A 20343-nucleotide genomic window follows, 5' to 3' on the forward strand; every position below is an offset into this window, starting at 1 on the left:
CGGACGGCGGAAAACGTTCAATACCAGATCCGGAAGCTATGGTCTGAAGCACGAAGCGGAGACATTCGCCCGCGGATACCTGGCCAACGGCATGCTGATCGCAGCCGCCTTGGCGTTGGGTTTCCGCGCCCGGCCCACCGATCCGGATTCTCCGAAGGCGTATTTCAACATCGGCTTGAAGCTTTCGACAGCAGCCGGTGAACACGCCGAAGGCGCCTAAAACTTAAAACCGGTAAAGAGAAACCCCGCCGTTGCCGGCGGGGTTTTGCCATCATCTACGAAAGTAGAGGTGGTAGGGGGGCGCTTTATGCCCGTCGCGGCACTCTTTCGAGCGGCCTTCCTATTTCGCTGATCAAGAGTCTCACGAACACCCCGTCGTGCTCCCACACGTATCGCACTTCATGCAGGTGCCGTTCCGCACCAGCGTGAAGTTGCCGCATTCGCCGCACATCTCGCCTTCGTAGCCTTTTGCCTTGGCTTCGGCGCGACGCTCGGCCTTGCTGGGTGCTGTCTGGGCGGCGGCGCCGGCCTTGCTCCACTGCATCGCTTCCAGCTTTTCCGTCGGCGACAGATCGTGCTGGGTTTCCTGCTTCAGCGCGACCGCGCCTTCGAGGGTGTCGGTGACGCGGGCGCTTGGGCCGTGGGAGGCGATCGCGGTGACGTTGCTGGAGGAGCGGGCGTCAGCGTCGCTGGCGCGCATCACCACCAGATTGTCGGTGCGCGAGCGGGTCAGGCCCTTCGACACATAGCGGGTCGAGTGCGACGGATCGGGCGACTTGCCTTCCTCGACGCCCTTGCCGAGCGCATCAAAGCTCGACTCGGTGGGATCGACATGGGCGAGGTCGAAGCGCGACATGTAGCTGACCGCAAGCTCGCGGAACACATAGTCGAGGATCGAGGTCGCGTATTTGATTGAGTCGTTGCCCTGCACGGGACCCGCGGGCTCGAAGCGGGTGAAGGTGAAGGCGTCGACATATTCTTCCAGCGGCACGCCATATTGCAGGCCGAGCGAGACCGCGATCGCGAAGTTGTTGATGAAGGAGCGAAGTGCCGCGCCTTCCTTGTGCATGTCGATGAAGATCTCGCCGATCCGGCCGTCGTCATATTCGCCGGTGCGGAGGTAGACCTTGTGGCCGCCGACGACTGCCTTCTGGGTGTAACCCTTGCGGCGATCCGGCATCTTTTCGCGCTCGCGCATGACGACGATGCGCTCGACCAGTTTCTCGACGATCTTTTCCGAGACCTGCGCGGTGCGCGCCGCCATCGGCTTGTCGTAGAAGGTGTCGATCGCGTCGTCTTCCTCGTCGTCATCGCTGATCAGCTGCGAGTTCAAGGGTTGCGACAGCTTTGAGCCGTCGCGGTAGAGCGCGTTGGCCTTCAGCGCCAGCTTCCAGGACAGCAGGTAGGCGGATTTGCAATCCTCCACCGTGGCGTCGTTCGGCATGTTGATGGTTTTGGAGATCGCGCCCGAGATGAACGGCTGCGACGCCGCCATCATCCGGATGTGGCTCTCGACCGAGAGATAGCGTTTGCCAATTTTGCCGCAGGGGTTGGCGCAGTCGAACACCGGATAGTGCTCGGCCTTCAGATGCGGCGCGCCTTCCACCGTCATCGCGCCGCAGATGTGCACGTTGGCGGCTTCGATCTCGCGTTTTGTAAATCCGACCGCGGCGAGCAGATCGAAGCCGGGGGCTGCGATCGTCTCCGGCGCGAGGTTGAGGGTGTCGCGCAGAAAATCCTCGCCAAAGGTCCACTTGTTGAAGGCGAACTTGATGTCGAACGCGGTCGGCAGGGCAGCCTCAACCTTGGCCAGCGCTTCGTCCGTGAAGCCTTTTGCCTTCAGGGTGGAGACGTTGATGCCGGGAGCGTTGGAGAGCGAGCCGTGGCCGACGGCATAGGCTTCGATCTCCGCGATATCGCTTTCGCGATAGCCGAGCGTGCGCAGCGCCACGGGCACCGCCTGGTTGATGATCTTCCAATAGCCGCCGCCGGCGAGTTTTTTGAATTTTACCAGCGCGAAATCAGGCTCGATGCCGGTGGTGTCGCAATCCATCACGAGGCCGATGGTGCCGGTCGGCGCCACCACGGTGGTCTGCGCGTTGCGGTAGCCGTTGAGCTCGCCGAGTTCGAGCGCCTTGTCCCAGGCGGCCTTGGCGTGCTCAACGATGTCGGTCTGCGGCACGCTGGCATAATCCAGCGGCACCGGTGAGACGGCCAGCGCCTCATAGCCGCGGGATTCGCCGTGCGCCGCGCGGCGATGGTTGCGGATCACGCGCAGCATGTGCTGTGCGTTCTTCTTGTAGCCGGGGAAGGGGCCGAGCTCTTTCGCCATCTCGGCCGAGGTCGCATAGGCGACGCCGGTCATGATCGCGGTCAGGGCGCCGCACAGCGCGCGGCCTTCCTTTGAGTCGTAAGGAAGACCCATGGTCATCAACAGGCCGCCGATGTTCGCAAAGCCGAGGCCGAGCGTGCGGAACTCGTAGGAGAGTTCGGCGATCGCCTTCGACGGGAATTGCGCCATCATGACAGAGATTTCCAGCACGACGGTCCAGAGCCGGCAGAGATGCTCGTAGGACTCGACGTCGAAACGCTTGGTCGAGGTCGAGTAGAAGGTGATCAGATTGGCGGACGCCAGATTGCAGGCGGTGTCGTCCAGGAACATGTATTCCGAGCACGGATTGGAGGCGCGGATATCGCCGGACGCCTTGCAGGTGTGCCAGTCGTTCATAGTGGTGTTGAAGTGCAGGCCGGGATCGGCCGAGGCCCAGGCGGCGTGGCCGATCTTTTCCCAGAGGTCGCGCGCCCTCAGCGTCTTCGTCACCTTCTTGTTGGTGCGGCCGATCAGATCCCAGGTCCCGTCGGTTTCCACCGCGCGCAGGAAATCATCCTTCAGCGAGACCGAGTTGTTGGAGTTCTGGCCGGAGACGGTGAGGTAGGCCTCCGAATCCCAGTCGGTGTCGTAGATCGGGAAATCGATCTCTTTGTAGCCCTGGCGGGCGAACTGGATGACGCGCTTGATCATGGCGTCGGTGACCAGCGCGCGGCGCGCCAGCTTGATCTCGCGGCGAAGCGCCGGGTTCTTTTCCGGGTCAAAACAGTCGTCGCCGCTTCCTTCGCAATTGACGCAGGCTTTCAGCACGGCCTTCAGGTGCTTCTGGTTCAGCTTGGAGCCGGTGACCAGCGCCGCAACCTTCTGCTCTTCCTTCACCTTCCAGTCGATGTAGGTCTCGATATCGGGATGATCGGCGTCGACCACGACCATCTTGGCGGCGCGGCGCGTGGTGCCGCCCGACTTGATCGCGCCCGCGGCGCGGTCGCCGATCTTCAGAAAACTCATCAGGCCGGAGGAGCGGCCGCCGCCCGAGAGCTTTTCGCCTTCGCCGCGCAGGCGGGAAAAATTGGAGCCGGTGCCGGAGCCGTATTTGAACAGGCGCGCTTCACGCACCCAGAGGTCCATGATGCCGCCCTCGTTGACGAGGTCGTCGTCGACGCCCTGGATGAAGCAGGCGTGCGGCTGCGGATGCTCGTAAGAGGACTTCGACTTGGTCAGCTTGCCGGTCTTCCAGTCGACATAGTAGTGGCCCTGGCCGGGGCCATCGATGCCGTAGGCCCAGTGCAGGCCGGTGTTGAACCACTGCGGCGAATTCGGCGCGACCATCTGCTTGGCGAGCATGAAGCGCAGCTCGTCGTAGAACGCCTGCGCGTCGTCCTCCGAAGAGAAGTAGCTGCCCTTCCAGCCCCAATAGGTCCAGCAGCCGGCGAGGCGATCGAACACCTGCTTTGCCGAGAGTTCGCTGACATAGCGCTCGTTCTCGGGCAGGGAAGCCAGCGCCTCGGTGTCGGGCACCGAGCGCCACAGCCACGACGGCACGGTCTCTTCCTCGACCTTCTTCAGGCGCGCGGCGACGCCCGCTTTACGAAAATACTTCTGGGCCAGCACGTCGGAGGCGACCTGCGACCAGAACTGGGGAACCTCGACATTTTCGAGACGGAACACGATCGAGCCATCGGGATTGCGGATCTCCGATGTCGTCAATCTGAAATCAATCCCTGCGTAGGGTGACTGTCCCTGAGTGGTGTTGCGTCGTTCGATTCGCATGGTCGTGCCCCGTCTTCTTTGACCGGACCGCTCTACCGCGGCGCCGGATGTTATTCCTTGAGCGGACTCCCAGACCACGGCTGGCGTGCAACCCTGGTCTCTCTATCCGCAGCTCAACCGGTGAACCCGGCCTCTGTTTCTCTGGCGCCTCATGCAGGTGCCGTTACGCACCGGCGTGAGGTTGCCGTATTCAACGCCCCAACGCGCCGCTTTGGCACGTCACTCCGACACTCCAGCTGAGCCGATTCCGGCTCATTATTAGCGCCCCAAAGCCCCCAAATTTGGGGGCAGAAAAGCCTCACCCGCTGCCTTCGCTGGCCGACGGAGTGGTCATTTCGGAACCCTTTTGGGAGCGACCGGCGGGGACCCAAACACACTCGCGCCGAACAGGAAGAAAACTAGGCCAACTCCGTTGCGCCCGTCAAGAACTAGTACGAGTTCCTGAATCAAATACTAAATATGGTGGAAAGGTTGGGAAAACAGGGGGCATCGCGCCCTTGTGATGGGTCCAAGTATCAGTGAGTCCTCAGGGATTCCCAAGGGAAAAAAATTACGCACAGGCTGTGGAGCGAGACTGCGCCCGCTGTTCACAGGCGAACTATTTATTCGCGGTTTGGGATTGCACTTCCAAGACTCACGTAAGGCTACGGGGACGTCCGGGCTGGCATGTCCGCGCGCCCGTGGTCGAAGGCCGCGATAAGGGGGAAGGTGAGGGGTGATTCCACCCCATTGCCGGGCTCCATGACAGAATCAAAACCGACGGCGCGGGCGCGCATCGCACCCGCGGGCTTGATGTTCCTCGCCATCACCTCGGTGGGCTGGGGTTTCAACTGGCCAGTAACAAAGTACCTTTTGAGCGAGCTGCCGCCGCTGACCTTGCGCGGCCTGACCGGCGTGATCGGTGCGTGCCTGTTGGCCGCGCTGGCGCTGGCGCGCGGCCAGAGCCTGCAAGTTCCGCGCAGGCTGTGGCCGCGCCTGATGCTGGCGGCGCTGCTCAACGTGACCGGCTGGATGGTGCTGATGGGGCTGGCGCTGCTCTGGCTGCCGGCCAGCGAGGCCGCGCTGATCGCCTACACGATGCCGGTCTGGGCCTCGATGCTGGCCTGGCCGGTGCTCGGCGAGCGTCCGACCTTGTTGCGGACATTCGCGCTGCTGATGGCGTTTGCGGGCCTCGCCGCCATCATGGGCGGCAACGGCCTCACCGCCAGTGCCGCCAAGCTGCCGGGGATCATCATGGCGCTCACCGGGGCGATCGGTTTTGCGCTCGGCACGGTGCTGGCCAAGAAACTGCCGTTGCAGCTGGCGCCGATCCCGGCCGCCGCCTGGCAGATCGGGCTCGGTTGTTTTCCGGTGGCGGTTGCCGGGCTCCTGATCGAGACCACGCATCTGGACAAGGTTTCGCCACTCGGCTGGTGGCTGCTGGTCTATTCGATCGTGATCCAGTTCTGCATCGCCTATGTCAGCTGGTTTGCCGCGCTGGCACGCCTGCCGGCATCGGTGGCGGCGATCGGCACCATGGCCGTGCCCGTGATCGGCGTCGTCGCTTCGGCATTGGCACTGCACGAGCCGCTCGGCGCGACCCAGATCATCGCGCTGATGTGCACGCTCGCCGGCGTCGTGCTGGCGACAAGGTCGTGATTAGGGGGCCACATGGTTCGAGACGCGCGGCGTTGCCGCGCTCCTCACCATGAGGGTCTAATACCAGACCTCATCCTGAAAGGCTGTGAAGCTATCTCGGACCTCGTCCTGAGGAGCGGCGTCTTCGCCGCGTCTCGAAGCCTCATCCTGATGAGGAGCCCGCGCAAGCGGGCGTCTCGAAGGATGAAGCCACCGAACTGGAATGCGCTAGGCACCTTCGCCCTCGAGCGCGAGCCGCACCATCTTCGCCAAGCGCGATTTGCGATAAGGTTTTGTCAGCAGCAGCACGCCGGGGTCGAGGCGGCCGTGATGCACGATCGCGTTGTCGGTATAGCCCGAGGTATAAAGCACCTTAATGCCGGGCCGGCGCTTCGTCGTCTCGTCGGCCAACTGGCGGCCGGTCATGCCGCCGGGCATGATGACGTCGGTAAACAGCAGATCGAACGGCTGGCCGTTTTCGACCATGACCATCGCCGCACGGGCGTCCGCGGCGGTCACGGTCTTGTAGCCGAGGCTGCGCAACTGCGCCGCGACGAACTCGCGCACCAGCGTGTCGTCTTCCACCACCAGGATGGTCTCGGAGCCGCCCGACGACGGCGCGGCGGCGGGAGAAGTGGCCGCGGCCGTCCTGCGGGCCGGCGGCAAATACAGCTTGACCGTGGTGCCGTGGCCTTCCTCGCTATAGATCCGGATGTGGCCGCCCGACTGTTTGACGAAGCCGTAGACCATGCTCATGCCGAGCCCGGAGCCCTTGCCGACTTCCTTGGTGGTGAAGAACGGCTCGAACACGCGCTCCTGCACCGCCTTCGACATCCCGCTGCCGGTGTCGCTGACCGCCAGCATCATATAGGGTCCGGGCAGCACTTCCGGATTGGCCGCCGCATAGGCCTGGTCCAGCACGACGTTCCGGGTCTCCAGCAACAGCTTGCCGCCATCGGGCATCGCATCGCGGGCGTTGATCGCCAGATTGAGCACGGAATTGGCCAGTTGCGACGGATCGATATGCGACGTGGTCTCTTCCGGCTCGAGGATCGAGTTGATTTCGATCTGCTCTCCCAACGTCGGACGCAGAAGTTTTGCCATATCGAGAACGGTGCCGTTGATATCGACATTGCGCGGTTGCAGCGGCTGGCGGCGGGCGAAGGCCAGCAGATGCTGGATCAGCTCCGAGCAGCGTTCCGCCGCCTGGTCGATCAGCTCGGCGGTCTTCTGCAGCGTCGGCAAGTTCTGAAGACCGGCGACCAGCGTCTCGGTGGTGCCGGTGATGACGGTCAGCATGTTGTTGAAGTCGTGCGCGACGCCGCCGGTCAGTTTGCCGATGGCGTCGAGTTTTTGCGACTGCTGCAGCTTGCGCTCGGTTTCGCGCGATGCGGAAATGTCGTGGTAGACCAGCGCCGCGCCGCTGATGGCGCCGGAAGCACTGCGCAACGGCCGTCCGCTGACGACGAGATGAAGCGCCGCGCGGCCGTCGGTCGGACGGATGACGATCTCCTGTTGCGCGAACGGTTCGCCGCGCAGCACCTGCGCCGAAGGCATTTCGTCCGCCGTCAGCTTGGTCACGCCATCGGCGCGGTAGGCGACGCTCAGCTGCCGCAGCTGATGGACCGTCATGCCGTCTCGGTAGCGAAGCATTTGCCGGGCGGCGGCATTGACGAGCAAAACCTCGCCTTTGGCGTTGATCACCAGCACGGCTTCCGCCACGCTGTTGAAGGTGTTTTGCAGCACATCCGCCGAATGGCGCAGCTCCTCGTGGGCGGCGACCAGATGTTCGGTCCGCTCTGCAACGGCAGCTTCGAGGGTTTCGTTGGCGGCCTTGGTCACACTGAGCGAGTCCTGCAACTCGCGGCGCGAGCGGCGGCTTTCCAGGGTGAGGGCGGTCGTAAGGATCAGGATCAGCGCCACGCCGGCGAGATCGATCGCCAGCAGCACGCGCCCGGTGAGCTGGGATTCCGCGGAACGCACCGCAAGCAGCCTATCCTCCTCGGCAGCCAACCTGTCGAAATTGGTGCCGATCGCCGCCGTCGCCGCACGGCCTTCTCCCTTGGCCCGCAGCGCCGCCAATGCCGCGGTGTCGCCCGCCGCCAGCAGCCGCAGCACTTCGTTGCTGACGGCAAGCCGTTGGGCAACCAGTGTTTCGGTGTCCTTGAGCAGTCGGGTCTGAGCGGGATGATCCCTGGTTGCTTCGGCCAGCTCCGCGAACGCCGGTGTGATCCGGTCGCGGGACTCATTGTATTCGTTCAAGAGATTGGGGTCGCCGTTGAGCGTAAAGCCGCGTGCGGCGCTCTCCGCGCCACGAACGCGCAACCGCAAATCCAGGATTTTCGTCAGCACCTCGAGCGTATGATTGACCGCAGCAGTGTCGTGCCGCGACTTGACGTCGAGACCGATCGAGGCGGCGCCGATGAGGAGGAGGATTGCGAGGCCGATTCCAAGGATAATACGCTGCGAAGGCATTGAGGCTTTTTATTTTTTGAGGCGAGCGGAGGAGGTCGGCCTGGTGAGGCATTGATTGATGGTGGTCAACAGCGCGTTCGGCGTGAACGGCTTGCGCAGGCAGCATGCCGCGCCGAGTTCGATGGTCATGCGCAGGAAATCCGGCGCCCGTTCGGTATTGGCGAAGGCGTAGCCGGACATCGCAACGATCGGGACATCCGGCCTGCGCTCGTGAAACATCCGAATCGATTCGAATCCGCGCATGTGCGGCATGAAGACATCGATCAGCATCACGTCGTATTCGGATGATTCGAGCGCGCGCATTCCCGCTTCACCGCCGTCGGCGACGGTGACCTCGAAACCCTGACGCTGAAGACAGACCTCGATGGCGACACATACCATCGGGTCGTCATCGACCACGAGAACGCGCGGCACGATCGATCCTTTTTTTGGTTGCGGTCAGGCGATTCGCACCGCGGCCCATGGCGTGATTAAGGCGGAACAGCGACGGGGCGTCTGTATCGTAGAGTGCATATAAGGTTTGCTTAGGAGCAAATTGGCACTGTGTGTCGGATTGAATGCAACTGCGCCATTCGCGTTCGGATCCAGCCCCGCCATGTCTCCCGCCATCTCGATTGCCGTTCCAGCGGATCGCGCCCGGATATCGCCGCTCGGAAAAGTGGGTGCCGGTTTTCCCTCGCAACAAACGCAAAGCGTTTGCGCGGAGATCATGCTCAAACGAAAAGATAGAGCGGGATAACGACTCGAAGAAACGTCATCGCGTTCTTCCTGACGCAAAAAGGACGGCGCATCAGATGCGCCGCCTTTTGAATTCACGAAGTCCGGATGCCGTTACGGGCAGGGGTGCCGGTAACCGTCGTTGCCGAGATACGTTCCCGATTGCGGATCGTAGGAACGGTAGGTCTGCATGCAGTAGGCGACCGCATCATCGCCGCCGGGCGTCGGCGCCACCGCGACGGCGCCGCCGTCGTCATAATATCCGTTGTCGTAGTAGCCCGGCGCGTAATAGTCCGATCCGCCGTAATAACCCTGCGAGGCGATCGCGCCGCCGATCACGGCGCCGGCGACCGCACCCGGAATGAATCCGCCGCCACCGCCGCCGTGACGATAATAGCCACCGCCACCACCGCCATAGACGCGGCCACCGCCACCGCCGCCGCTAAATCTCGGACCGGGCGCGCCGCCAGTGAAGCCGCCGCCACCGCCGCCCATGCGTGGCACTCCGCCACCACCACCGCCGCCGCGGACACCGCCGCCGCCCGCAGCCTTGCTACCCAGATTCTGGGCAAAGCTCTCGCTCGGCACGACCATGGGCAACACCAGCGCCATGGCTGCGACGGTACTCAAAACCTTAAGATTGATCATCATTGGCTCCATCTGCGGGACATTTCTCAACCCATGGGGCGGGTGGACGTTCCCGAGCCCGCGCATCGATTGTGCGCAACGCTCAACCTGTCAGATAGGAACTGTATGAGAAATGAACAGATTGCGCCGATTCCGCGACAATTGGCCGCCGAAAGTCGCAGGTTCACACCGTAGCGGTAGCGGGGCAGGCATATCAGGACTTATCTGGACAATTCAGCGCGCCGATGGCATCAGAGCCGAAGCATCTCAAACCGGCCTGAGTTCATGAAACAGTTTCTGCTCAAATTCTTCACATGGTGGAGCGGCCAGACTTTTGGCACGCAATTGTGGACCTGGCGGTTCGGCGAGAAAGTCGGCCAGGACGAGCAGGGCAATACCTACTACCGCACCAAGGGCCGCAAGGTCGATCCGACGCTGGGTTTTGAGCGGCGCTGGGTGGTCTACAACGGATACGCCGAGGCCACCAAGGTGCCGCCGTCATGGCATGGCTGGCTGCACCACACCGTCGATGTCGCACCGACCGAAGAAGACTATGCGGCGCGCGAGTGGGAAAAACCGCATGTCCCGAACATGACGGGGACGCCTTCGGCCTATCGCCCCTCCGGCTCGACGCTGGCCAGCGGCCGTCGGCCAGCGGCCACCGGCGACTACCAGGCCTGGACGCCGGGAAACTAAACCATCGTCATCGACGATTGCGCGGCCGCGAACTCGGATCCGCTGCCTGTTGGACATATGATGCGTCTGCTTCGGCATGGTACTTCGGGCTCAACGAGCGCGCCAATCCGCCATTTCGAGACCGTTTGCGGAAGCAAGGCGCTGAGAAGAACCGAGCATAGCCGATTATCGTGCGCCTCACCGGGCGTGAGGGCGAGATCGACGGGCAGGCCATTGGCATCCACCACCGCGTGAATCCTGCTCGTTAGGCCCCCTCGCGAGCGACCCATATCTTGGTGACTGTTGTCCGCGATGCAGGCTCCGTGCCGGTGCACCCGCACGACCGAGGTATCGATCATCTGCACGGCCGCGTCGTGACTGGCGGCCCGATTGGCATTTTTGAGGCAGAACCCGCCGCGACTGATCTTTCAAAATGCCGAACATCTGTTCTCCGTCAGTAGTAAGGCTACGCCGCCCGCACTGTCGCGAGAAAACTCTCGACCTCCTGCTTCAGGCGCTCGGACTGCATTGCGAGTTCGCCGGCCGAACCGAGAACCATTTCAGCGGCAGTTCCCACCTGGCCCGATGCCTGCGTCACGCCGGCAATATTTTGCATGACCCCCTGCGTGCCCTGCGCGGCCTGCTGCACGCTGCGGGCAATTTCCTTGGTCGATCCACCCTGCTCCTCCACCGCGGCGGCGATCGTTGTGGCGATCTCGTCGATCTGCCCGATGGTGGCGCCGATCTCGCGAATCGCCCCGGCCGTTGCCCCGGTAGCATCGCGGATCGCCTGGATCTGATCGGCGATCTCCTCGGTTGCCTTCGCGGTCTGTGTCGACAGCGCCTTCACTTCGCTTGCCACCACGGCAAAGCCCCTGCCGGCCTCGCCGGCCCGTGCGGCCTCAATCGTCGCGTTCAAGGCCAGGAGGTTGGTCTGTCCGGCGATGTTTTGAATGAGCCCCATCACCTCGCCGATCTTCTGGGTCGCCTCCACCAACCCTTCCACCATGGCATTGGTGCGGTCGGCCTGCGCAACGGCGCTTTGCGCTATCGATGCCGAGTGAACAATCTGACGGGAGATTTCCTGGCCCGATGTCGAAAGTTCCTCTGCCGCGGCAGCTACGGTCTGCACATTCGACGTGGTCTGTTGCGCGGCAGCGGCGACGGTGGTGCTCTGCCGCGCCGTCTCCTTCGCGATTGCGGACAGCGATTGCGCCGAGCGCTGCATTTCGGCGGCTGCCGAAGCCGCCCCGGCGACGATGCCGCCGACACTTTTCTCGAACTCGCCCGCGATCCGGTTCATGGCCGATTTCCGTTCCGCTACGGCGCGAGCCGTCGTCTCTTCCCGCTCGGCGCGGAGACGTTCGGCGTCAATCAACCGATCCTTGAAAACGGCCAGGCTGCGCGAGATATGGCCGATCTCGTTACGACGCTCCACGAACGGGACCTCAACGCTCAAGTCACCCTTCGCCAGACCGTCCATAACGCCGCATATCGCATCGAGCGGACGAACCAGGCCGCGACCGAGAGCGAATGCGGCCAATCCCGCGACGAGCAATCCCGCCAGTCCGCCCGCGGCAATCCAGATCGCGCGGTCGAACACCGCTGCGTCGATATCGTCGTTATAGACGCCTGCCTGGATTGCGAGCAGCTTTTCGCCCTCACCATACCCGCCGGCATAGGTGAGCTTCGGCAGCTCGGGACCACCCGCCGCTTTCGGCACCCGGTATTCGAGGTAACCGCCGCCGGTGCGGGCTTTGCCAACGATGTTTTGAATCAGCAGCTGGCCCTGATTGTCTTTGTAATCCCAGCGATTGACATTGATGTATTTCGGGTTGGCGTGCACATAGGTAACGCCGGCATTGGTGCTGCCGGCGCCGTAGATTCCGAGATAGTCAGCGGATTTGCCCCAGCGCATTGCGCCGATCGCATCGAAAGCAAGTTGCCGCGCTTCCTCTGCCGAGATCTTGCCGGCTTTGGCTTTTTCCTCGTAATTCGACAGGATCTTCTTCGCGGCCTCGACCAGATCGAACACCTTGGTCTGACGTTCCTCGATAATGGTATTGCGAAGGACCATCACTTGAACGGCTAGCGCGGCGACGAAAACAACGGTCAATACCGCGATGATCATCGCAAAACGATTGTAGACAGTAAGATGCCGCATGATGAGTGCCTTCGTGACGAAGCGATCGGCGACAGTATCTCTTTACCAGTTAAGCTTTTATTGAGAACGACGTACAATCATGCCGGGAGGACAACCCTGACGCTTGCGATCAGGCTGTTCTTATGTTCCTCGGCAAGCATTGACGTCAGTGGTTGGCTTCCTCGGCAGTTCGTCGCCTGAGCCATCGGCGCGCGGGCCGTTTGTATCGTCGCTCCGGCAGGGGGTGGCTGATACGGGATTTGCTTCCGCCCAAGCGTGCGCTCGAAAAGAAATAGGACACTGCCAGGACCCGAAAGGCGCGAGACACCCGTGTGAATAACGGGAACAGCGGGGACATCGGCCGCCGCGTTCTTGCGTTCGCGGCCGGCACGCGGCTGAATGGGGACATCTTACGGAGATGGGAGACCATCGCGTACGGTTCGGGCTCCAGTTCGCGACTGCCCCGATATGCAGCGGCACCCGATCAGGATACGGCCGGGAGATAGGCCCCCGGTCTCGAGGTTCTGAAATCGCCCGTCAATGTGGCGCCGCCGTGAGACAGGAAAGGCCGTCTGGGAAACCAGGCGGCCTTTTTCTTGTGTGGAATTCAAACCGAGTTGCGTTACGCCAAGCGTGCGGCGGCACGCGCAATCATCTCGCCGCGGCGGGCCTGGCCCGGCGCGATCCGTTCTTTCATGAACGCGAGAACTTCTGCCGGCGCCGTGTCCGGCGAGCCGGCGTTGAACGGCGGCGCCGGGTTGTATTCGATCCGGAGCTGGATCGCCTCCGCGGTCTTGCGGTCGACGAGCTGCGACACCAGCGTCAGCGCGAAGTCGATGCCTGCGGTGACGCCGCCGCCGGTGATGCGGTTACGATCGATGCAGACGCGGGTCTTGGTCGGGATCGCGCCAAACGCCGAGAGAAAATCCATCGCGGTCCAGTGCGTCGCCGCGCGATAACCCCGGAGCAGGCCGGCTGCGCCCAGCACCAGCGATCCCGTGCAGACCGAGGTGACGTACTGCGCCCCCTCCGCCTGCTGGCGCAGGAAGGCCAGCATCTCCTCGTCGTTGATCATGTCGTCAGTGCCGAGCCCGCCGGGCACGCAGATCACATCGAGTTGCGGGCAATCGGCAAAGCTGACGGTCGGCGTCAGCATCATGACGGAGTCGCTGGCGACGGGCTCGATCCGCTTCCAGATCAAATGCACCTTGGCGCCGGGTATGCTGGAGAACACCTGCAGCGGTCCGGTGAAGTCGAGTTGCGTCACCTTCGGGAATAGCACGAGACCAATCTGAAGCGGTGCCGACATCACGAGCCTCCAAATATTGCTTGACCTTGCCATCCTGTCATGATCGCCTCTTGTCCGAAATGCCATATTTCCCTCATTTCAGGACATCTTCAAATCAAGGATTGGGCCAAAATCATGATCGGCGTCCTCATCTTTCCCGATTTCCAGTTGCTCGATGCCGCCGGCCCGATCTCGGTGTTCGAGATCGCCGCGCGCTTTGCCAACAATGCGCCCGACATCAGGGTTGTCGCGGTCACGCCGGGGCCGGTACGCAGTTCGTCCGGCGTCGAGATGATGGCGCGCGGTCTCAAACCATCGGGTGCGATCACCACGCTGATCGTGGCCGGCGGAGAAGGCAGCCGCGGGCCGGCGATTTGCCCGAAGACGCTGGCCTTCGTGCGTTCGATCGCCAGACGTGGCGTTCGCGTCGCCAGCGTCTGCTCCGGGGCCTATATCCTCGCCGAAGCCGGTCTGCTCGACGGCCGTCGTGCTACCACCCATTGGCAGCGAACCCGGCATTTTCTCAAAGCCTATCCGAAGGTGAAGCTCGAGCCCGACCAGATCTTCGTCCGCGACGGCAATATCTGGAGTTCGGCCGGCATCACCGCGGGCATCGACCTGTCGCTGGCCATGATCGCGGAGGACTATGGCGACGACATCGCGCAGAAGACTGCGCGCCAGCTCGTGCTCTACCACCGCCGCAGCGGTGGCCAGTCGCAATTCTCCTCGCTTTTGGAATTGAAGGCGCCGACGGGCCGGTTCGGCCCGCTGCTGGCGTGGGCGCGCGAACATCTCGATGCGCCGTTGTCCGTCGAGGACATGGCCGAGCAGGCCGGCATGAGTTCGCGGCACTTTACCCGCGCCTTCATCGCGGAGACCGGCACCACGCCGTCGAAGGCGGTGGAGCGGTTGCGGATCGAGGTGGCGCGGCAGCGCGTGCAATCCTCCTCAGAGGCGATCGAACGCGTCGCCGAAACCACCGGCTTTCGCGATCCGGAGCGGATGCGCCGCGCCTTCATCCGCGCTTTCGGTCAGCCCCCGCAATCGCTGCGCCGCGCGGCGAGGGCTGGGTAGTTTCAATCAACCCGGGATTTGAGCTATCGTATGCAAGGCGTGAGCCGCGCTGGGAATTCTTCTGACATGCTTGGAGCCCACTGAAGATGGTCCGTGAAGCCGAAGAGATCGCGTGATGATCGGCAGTTCGATGACCTTCAGCATTCTCTTTCCGTCCAGCTATTCGATCGAGGTCACCAAACTTCGGCAGCAACTCGACGAGGCGCACCTGGCCTGGGCAAAGAAATGGAAGCAACGGCAGGATGATTTCAAGCTCGAGAACATTCGTTTCGCCCACGATGTCAGCTGGAACAAACGGTTTTTCAGCCTGCAAGCCGCGCGTGATGGAGGGCACTGGTTCTGGCAAGCCACGCATATGTTCGTCGTCTTTGGTGGATTTTCGATCTGAACGAAGTGAACATCGGATCGCAGGATCGCATCCGCAAACCCGCGGTGGCGAGGTCGGGGAGGACGTAACGCCGCCGCTAGTTCTTCTCCAATAGTCCGAGCCTGCGTCCCAGCCATTCCGTGGTCGAGGCCTGGATCAGGATCGTCATCAGGATCGCGATGAAAGTCACCGACGCGATCATCTGCGCGCCGGGCGCTTTCATGCCGAGCAGCAGCCCGGCGAGTGCCGCCGGAATGACGCCGGTCTCGCGCGTCCAGCACATGAACAGCATTTCGGCAAAACTCCAGCGCGCGCGGCGATCGGGCCACGCGCACAGGAACACAGTCGCGGGGCGGGCGACCAGCATCAGCACCGTGACGACGGCGGTGCCACCGAGCCAGTATTTTTCCATCAGAGTGAAATCGACCTGTGCACCCAGCAGGATGAAAATGAACAGGCGCAGGATGAACGCCGTGGTCAGTACGAACTCGTCGAGCTTTTGCGCCTCGCCGGCTTCCATCTTGAAGCCGAAAGTTTCCTTGTTGCCGAGCATGATGCCGAATACGAATACTGCCATCAAACCTGAGGCGTGCAGGCCATCGGCGGCGAAATAGGCGGCGATCACGGCGACCAGTGTCACGACTGGCGCGTATTCGGCGAGAAAGGCCATCTTCTCATGCGCGATCAGCAGCGCGGCGAGATAGCCAAGTACGATGCCGGCGACGATGCCGATGACGGATTGCTCGAGCAGACCGAGCAATGACGCCGTCAACGAGAACGAGCCGCTTCCCGTTGCCACCGCCAGGATGCTGAAGGTCAGGATCGCGCCCATCGCGTCGTTGAACGCGGACTCGCTCATCACGGTCTGTGCCACCCGGTCGCGAATCCGGACCTGGCGGAAGATCGGCACCAGCGTCGCCGGATCGGTCGAGGCCAGCGTCGCGCCGAGCAGCAATGCGACGATCGGGGGAATGCCGAGGATGAAATGCGCGGCGAGGCCGGTGATCCCGGCGGTGATGACGACCCCGATGGTCGCGATCACGACAATGGTGATCCAGACCTGCTTCAGCACCGCAAAGCGCAGCGTCGCGCCGCCATCGAACAAAATGTAGCTGGCGCCGAACAGCAGGATGATCTGGTTCAGCGCCGATTCCGCGCCGATATGCACGAAACCAAGCGCCTGCGGGCCAATCGCGATCCCCGTAATCAGGAACACCGCGACGTCAGGAATCCTGATCTTCTGCGCCAGCAGGCTGGCGAGCGTACCGATCGCCAGAATGAGCCCGCAGGACAGCAGCGTATGTTTGGCTATTTCGATAGAGGCCGATGCTTCCAATGCGTTGCGTCCGTCACAAAAAGCTGGCGATCAGTTCAGCGCCTTCAGCCATACGCCGATTTCGCTGGCCGCGACATTGGCCTGATTGAGAAGCTTGCCCATCGTGAAGAAGCCGTGGAACTGGCCGGGAAAGTGCTTGTAGGTCACGGGCACGCCGGCTTGCCTGAGCCGGGCGGCAAATTCGTCGCCTTCGTCGCGCAAAGGATCGGCGCCGGCGGTCAGCACATAGGCCGGCGGCAATCCGACCAGCGTTTTCGCGCGCGCGGGGGAGGCGCGCCAGTCATGAATGTCGGCGGCGCCGCTGAGATAATGGTTGCAGAACCATTTGATCACGGAGTGGGTCAAGAGGATGCTGGTCTCGGGCTCGCGATGCGAGGGATGCGCCATCGCAAAGTCGGTGGCGGGATAGATCAGGACCTGGCCGGCGATCGCTGGTCCATCGCCGTCGCGGGCGGCGAGTGCGACCACCGCGGCGAGATTGCCGCCGGCGCTGTCGCCGCCGACCATCAATCGCCGAGTGTCGATTCCGAGCGCTTTGGCGTTGTCGGCGATCCATTTCGCCGCTGAGATGGCGTCGTCGACGGCGGCGGGGAATTTGTGCTCGGGGGCGAGCCGGTAATCGACGGAGATGACGATCAATTCGCCTTCATGCGCGAGTTTGCGACAGACCACGTCGTGCGAGTCCAGATCGCCGATCACCCAGCCGCCGCCGTGGTAGAACACGAGGCAGGGCGCTGCGCCATTGGCGTTGCGCAAATTCTTCGGCGTGTAGAGGCGGGCCGGGATCGCGCCGTGGGGTGCGGGGATCGAAAGCGGCTTGACCTCTGCCAGTTCGGGCGGCTCGGGATTGGAGACGACGCGACCCTTCAGATAGAGCTCGCGCGCTTCCGCCGGCGTCCCGTTCTCATAGGGCGGGCGGCCGGCTTCCTGGAATGCCTTGTAGACGGCGGCGGCATCGGGATCGAGCGTAACGGGCATTGTGCGAAGACCTCTGGTGTTTAGAACTTGTCATTCCGGGGCGATGCGCAGCATCGAACTATGATGCGCAATTGCGCATCTGAGAATCTCGAGATTCCGGGTTCGCATCTTCGATGCGCCCCGGAATGACGGTTACCCTAGGCGGCGGTGCGGCCGCCGTCGACGGTGTAGGCCGAGCCCGAGACGTAACTGGCTTCATCGGAGGCGAGGAACGCCACGATGGAGGCGACCTCGGAAGCCTGTCCCAGCCGTCGCGCCGGAATCCGCTCCACGATCTTGTCATTGGGCGGCGGCGCGTTGCCGCCATTGCGCCCCTGCATGATCGCACTCAACATCCGGCTGTCGATCAATCCCGGGCAGACGCAATTGACGCGCACGCCGGTGCCCGTGCATTCCCACGACGCGCTCTTGGTCAGCCCGATCACCGCGTGCTTGCTGGCGCTGTAGACCGCGATGTGCGGCGAGCCCATCAGGCCCGCGATCGAGGCGGTGTTGATGATGCTGCCCTTGTTCTGCTTCAGCATCACCGGCAGCACGTGCTTCATGCCGAGGAAGACGCCGACCACGTTGACGTCGAGCACCCGGCGAAAGCTCTCCAGCGAATATTCCGGGATCGGCTTGATGTCGCCTTCGATGCCGGCGTTGTTGTAGAACACGTCGATGGTGCCGAACCTGTCGACCGCAGCCCGGACATAGTCGGCGACCTCCTCTTCACGTGTGACGTCGGCGGCGACCGCCAGCGCCTGCGCCGAAGCCGGCAGGTCGGCAATCGCGGCCGCAAGATCTGGCTCCCTGCGGTCGACTGCGACAATACGCGCACCGCGTTCGGCCAACAGGTGAATGGTCGCGGTTCCGATGACGCCGGCAGCCCCGGTTACAACGGCGACCTTGCCGTCCAGACGAATTCGATCGGTCATGTCAGGGGTCCTTTGGCTCCTCCGGTTGTCCCGGATTCTTCTGATTTCGGCGCTGGGCAGCGCGAACGCTCGACAGGGGCGACTATTTCATTTGTGGCGCGGGCTGACCAGAGCCCGGTTCTTGAAGCAGAACCGAACGCTAGATTGTTGTGTTGACGTGTTTTCTTCACACGAACCGGTACCCATCCCGCATCAAGTGCGGGACAGGCTTTCGCTCGAAAACGCTTTTTGGGCGGCGGGCAGGGCCGGAAGCCGCCCTTTCCCCGCCGTATTCGGCGTGTTAACCGGAGGGCACGCGAGCGGCGGATATGATTGTATGTCGCGAGCCCGATTCGCCTGTTAAAGCCGCGCGAGATGTTTCGAACCATTGCCCTGACTGGTTTCGCGGCCCTGATTGCCGCCACAACACTCTCGCTTGCGCCTCCGGCGCGCGCGCAGATCGGCAATATCTTTTCCGATCCCGCGCCGCGCCCGCCCGGTGCGATCCCCCGTGCCGGTCAGCCGCAGCCGCCCCCCGACGACGACGAGGAAGTGCCCGAATTGCCGCGCGGCCGGCTGTTGCCGACGCCGAACCGGCCGCTGCCGGGGCAGGGCGTGCCGCCACCGGGAAGCGTCCAGTCGCAGCCGCTGGCGCCACCGCCCGGTACCACCGTGATTCCGCAAAATACGCCGCCGGGCATCGCGGTAGCGCCGCCGCAGCCGGGCGGGCCGGCCGGTCCGGGCGTGGCCAATGCGCCGCCATCGGCCAATCCGTTGCCGGGATTGCCGCCCGGGCAGCGCCAGCCCAAGAGCGTGCCTGGGGCGCCGGCGACCCTGCAGCCGGGCGATGAGGTGGTATCCGAGCCCCCCGCATCGAAGGTCACCAACAAGAAGGCGAGCTTTTCCGGCCTCGACAAGATCACCGGACGCATCATCAATTTCGACGAGGATATCGGCGAGACCGTCCAGTTCGGCGCGCTGCGGGTGAAAACCGACGCCTGCTACACGCGTCCGGCGACCGAGGCCGCCAATACCGACGCCTTCGTCGAGGTCGACGAGATCACGCTGCAGGGCGAGGTGAAGCGGATTTTCTCCGGCTGGATGTATGCCGCGAGCCCCGGCCTGCACGGCGTCGAGCATCCGATCTACGATATCTGGCTGACCGACTGCAAAGTCCCCGACCAGACCATCGTCACCGCAGCACCCGATCTGCCGAAGGCCGTGGCGCCGCCGCCGGCGCAGAAGCGCCCGCCGGCGCCGAAGCAGGCAGCGCCGCGTCCGCCGCCGCAGCCGCAATTCCAGCAGCAACCGCCGCCGCCACCTCCGCCGGCGCAGCGGCCCGGTGGGCTGTTCGGTGGATTGTTCGGGAACTAGCTGCGGTTCGCGATAATCGCGAGCGCGTCGGCGCCCTTGACCGGATGGGTCGCCGGCAATCGCAGGAAATCCGCGGATACGCCCGTGATCGCCTTGTCGAGCAGCGTGCGATAGCGGCGGCGCGAAATTTCCGCGGCGCCAAAACTGCGCAGGTGCTCGGTGACATACTGGGTGTCGAGCAGCTCGAACCCGCCCGCGATCAGCCGCGCCACCAGATGCACCAGCGCCACTTTCGAGGCGTCGCGGGCGCGGTGAAACATGCTCTCGCCGAAGAAGGCGCGCCCCAGGCTGACGCCGTATAGGCCGCCGGCCAGATCGCCGTTCTGCCAGACCTCGACGCTGTGGCAGTGTCCGAGCTGGTACAGCCCGAGATAGAGGTCGCGGATCCGCGTGTTGATCCAGGTGTCGTCACGGCCGGCCTGCGGCGCCGCGCAGCCGGCGATGACCGCCTTGAAGGCGGTATCGACGGTGACCGTGAAGGCGTCGGAACGCACCGTGCGGGCGAGGCGCGAGGCGACGCGAAAACCATCGAGCGGGATCACCCCGCGCGTTTCCGGCTCGACCCAGAACAGCGTGGGGTCGTCGGCGCTTTCGGCCATCGGGAAGATACCGCAGGCATAGGCGCGCAGCAGCACTTCGGGCGTGATTTCGGAAGAGGCGGAGTCGCGCGACGTCAT

The 20343-nt window shown here is 63.4% G+C and carries 16 protein-coding genes and 1 pseudogene; 6 read left to right on the forward strand and 11 right to left on the reverse strand.

What is annotated here, in order from left to right:
- Positions 1–91 precede the first annotated feature (91 nt).
- Positions 92–220, forward strand: coding sequence for a hypothetical protein (locus NL528_RS20810; protein ID WP_309184528.1), 129 nt, complete (start codon positions 92–94; stop codon positions 218–220).
- Positions 221–361: 141 nt separating this feature from the next.
- On the opposite strand, the gene NL528_RS20815 is transcribed toward NL528_RS20810, so the two are convergent.
- Positions 362–4099 (reverse strand): vitamin B12-dependent ribonucleotide reductase, encoded by a 3738-nt coding sequence (locus NL528_RS20815; RefSeq protein ID WP_309184529.1) that lies wholly within the window; start codon positions 4097–4099, stop codon positions 362–364.
- 741 nt (positions 4100–4840) lie between these two features.
- Here NL528_RS20815 and NL528_RS20820 point away from each other — a divergent pair.
- A complete protein-coding gene (locus NL528_RS20820; protein ID WP_309184530.1) occupies positions 4841–5737 on the forward strand; it encodes a DMT family transporter in 897 nt (298 codons plus the stop codon).
- A 207-nt stretch (positions 5738–5944) separates the two neighbouring features.
- On the opposite strand, the gene NL528_RS20825 is transcribed toward NL528_RS20820, so the two are convergent.
- From NL528_RS20825 to NL528_RS20835, 3 genes are all read right to left on the reverse strand, one after another.
- Positions 5945–8191 carry a CHASE3 domain-containing protein gene (locus NL528_RS20825; RefSeq protein WP_309184531.1) on the reverse strand — a complete coding sequence of 749 codons (2247 nt, stop codon included), beginning with the start codon at positions 8189–8191 and terminating at the stop codon, positions 5945–5947.
- A 9-nt stretch (positions 8192–8200) separates the two neighbouring features.
- Positions 8201–8605 carry a response regulator gene (locus NL528_RS20830; RefSeq protein ID WP_309184532.1) on the reverse strand — a complete coding sequence of 135 codons (405 nt, stop codon included), beginning with the start codon at positions 8603–8605 and terminating at the stop codon, positions 8201–8203.
- A gap of 417 nt (positions 8606–9022) precedes the next feature.
- Complete coding sequence (locus NL528_RS20835) at positions 9023–9556, reverse strand: BA14K family protein (RefSeq protein WP_309184533.1); 534 nt, start codon at positions 9554–9556, stop codon at positions 9023–9025.
- Positions 9557–9820: 264 nt separating this feature from the next.
- Here NL528_RS20835 and NL528_RS20840 point away from each other — a divergent pair, with 264 nt between their 5' ends.
- Entirely contained in the window at positions 9821–10231 is a 411-nt protein-coding gene (locus tag NL528_RS20840) for an NADH:ubiquinone oxidoreductase subunit NDUFA12 (RefSeq protein ID WP_309184534.1), read from the forward strand.
- A gap of 134 nt (positions 10232–10365) precedes the next feature.
- On the opposite strand, the pseudogene NL528_RS20845 reads toward NL528_RS20840, so the two are convergent.
- The 3 genes and pseudogenes from NL528_RS20845 to NL528_RS20855 all read right to left on the reverse strand — a co-directional run.
- Positions 10366–10596 (reverse strand): annotated as a pseudogene (locus NL528_RS20845) (transposase); the annotation flags it as partial.
- 80 nt (positions 10597–10676) lie between these two features.
- On the reverse strand, positions 10677–12374 hold the full coding sequence (locus tag NL528_RS20850; RefSeq protein WP_309184535.1) for a methyl-accepting chemotaxis protein: 1698 nt from the start codon (positions 12372–12374) through the stop codon (positions 10677–10679).
- Between the two features lie 601 nt (positions 12375–12975).
- Complete coding sequence (locus tag NL528_RS20855; RefSeq protein WP_309184536.1) at positions 12976–13662, reverse strand: DJ-1/PfpI family protein; 687 nt, start codon at positions 13660–13662, stop codon at positions 12976–12978.
- 114 nt (positions 13663–13776) lie between these two features.
- On the opposite strand from NL528_RS20855, the gene NL528_RS20860 reads away from it, so the two are divergent.
- Complete coding sequence (locus NL528_RS20860) at positions 13777–14715, forward strand: GlxA family transcriptional regulator (RefSeq protein ID WP_309184537.1); 939 nt, start codon at positions 13777–13779, stop codon at positions 14713–14715.
- A gap of 115 nt (positions 14716–14830) precedes the next feature.
- A complete protein-coding gene (locus tag NL528_RS20865; protein ID WP_309184538.1) occupies positions 14831–15103 on the forward strand; it encodes a hypothetical protein in 273 nt (90 codons plus the stop codon).
- A 76-nt stretch (positions 15104–15179) separates the two neighbouring features.
- Here NL528_RS20865 and NL528_RS20870 read toward each other — a convergent pair whose 3' ends face one another.
- From NL528_RS20870 to NL528_RS20880, 3 genes are all read right to left on the reverse strand, one after another.
- Positions 15180–16418, reverse strand: coding sequence for a sodium:proton antiporter (locus NL528_RS20870; RefSeq protein ID WP_309184539.1), 1239 nt, complete (start codon positions 16416–16418; stop codon positions 15180–15182).
- Positions 16419–16448: 30 nt separating this feature from the next.
- Positions 16449–17396 carry an alpha/beta hydrolase gene (locus tag NL528_RS20875; RefSeq protein WP_309184540.1) on the reverse strand — a complete coding sequence of 316 codons (948 nt, stop codon included), beginning with the start codon at positions 17394–17396 and terminating at the stop codon, positions 16449–16451.
- Between the two features lie 137 nt (positions 17397–17533).
- On the reverse strand, positions 17534–18313 hold the full coding sequence (locus tag NL528_RS20880; protein WP_309184541.1) for an SDR family NAD(P)-dependent oxidoreductase: 780 nt from the start codon (positions 18311–18313) through the stop codon (positions 17534–17536).
- Between the two features lie 354 nt (positions 18314–18667).
- Between NL528_RS20880 and NL528_RS20885 the strand changes: the two genes are divergently transcribed.
- Positions 18668–19666 (forward strand): DUF2155 domain-containing protein, encoded by a 999-nt coding sequence (locus NL528_RS20885; RefSeq protein ID WP_309184542.1) that lies wholly within the window; start codon positions 18668–18670, stop codon positions 19664–19666.
- On the opposite strand, the gene aat is transcribed toward NL528_RS20885, so the two are convergent.
- Positions 19663–20343 carry a leucyl/phenylalanyl-tRNA--protein transferase gene (gene aat / locus NL528_RS20890; protein ID WP_309184543.1) on the reverse strand — a complete coding sequence of 227 codons (681 nt, stop codon included), beginning with the start codon at positions 20341–20343 and terminating at the stop codon, positions 19663–19665. The two genes, NL528_RS20885 and aat, sit on opposite strands and share 4 nt — an antisense overlap.

The sequence above is a fragment of the Bradyrhizobium sp. Ash2021 genome (assembly GCF_031202265.1).
Taxonomy (GTDB): domain Bacteria; phylum Pseudomonadota; class Alphaproteobacteria; order Rhizobiales; family Xanthobacteraceae; genus Bradyrhizobium.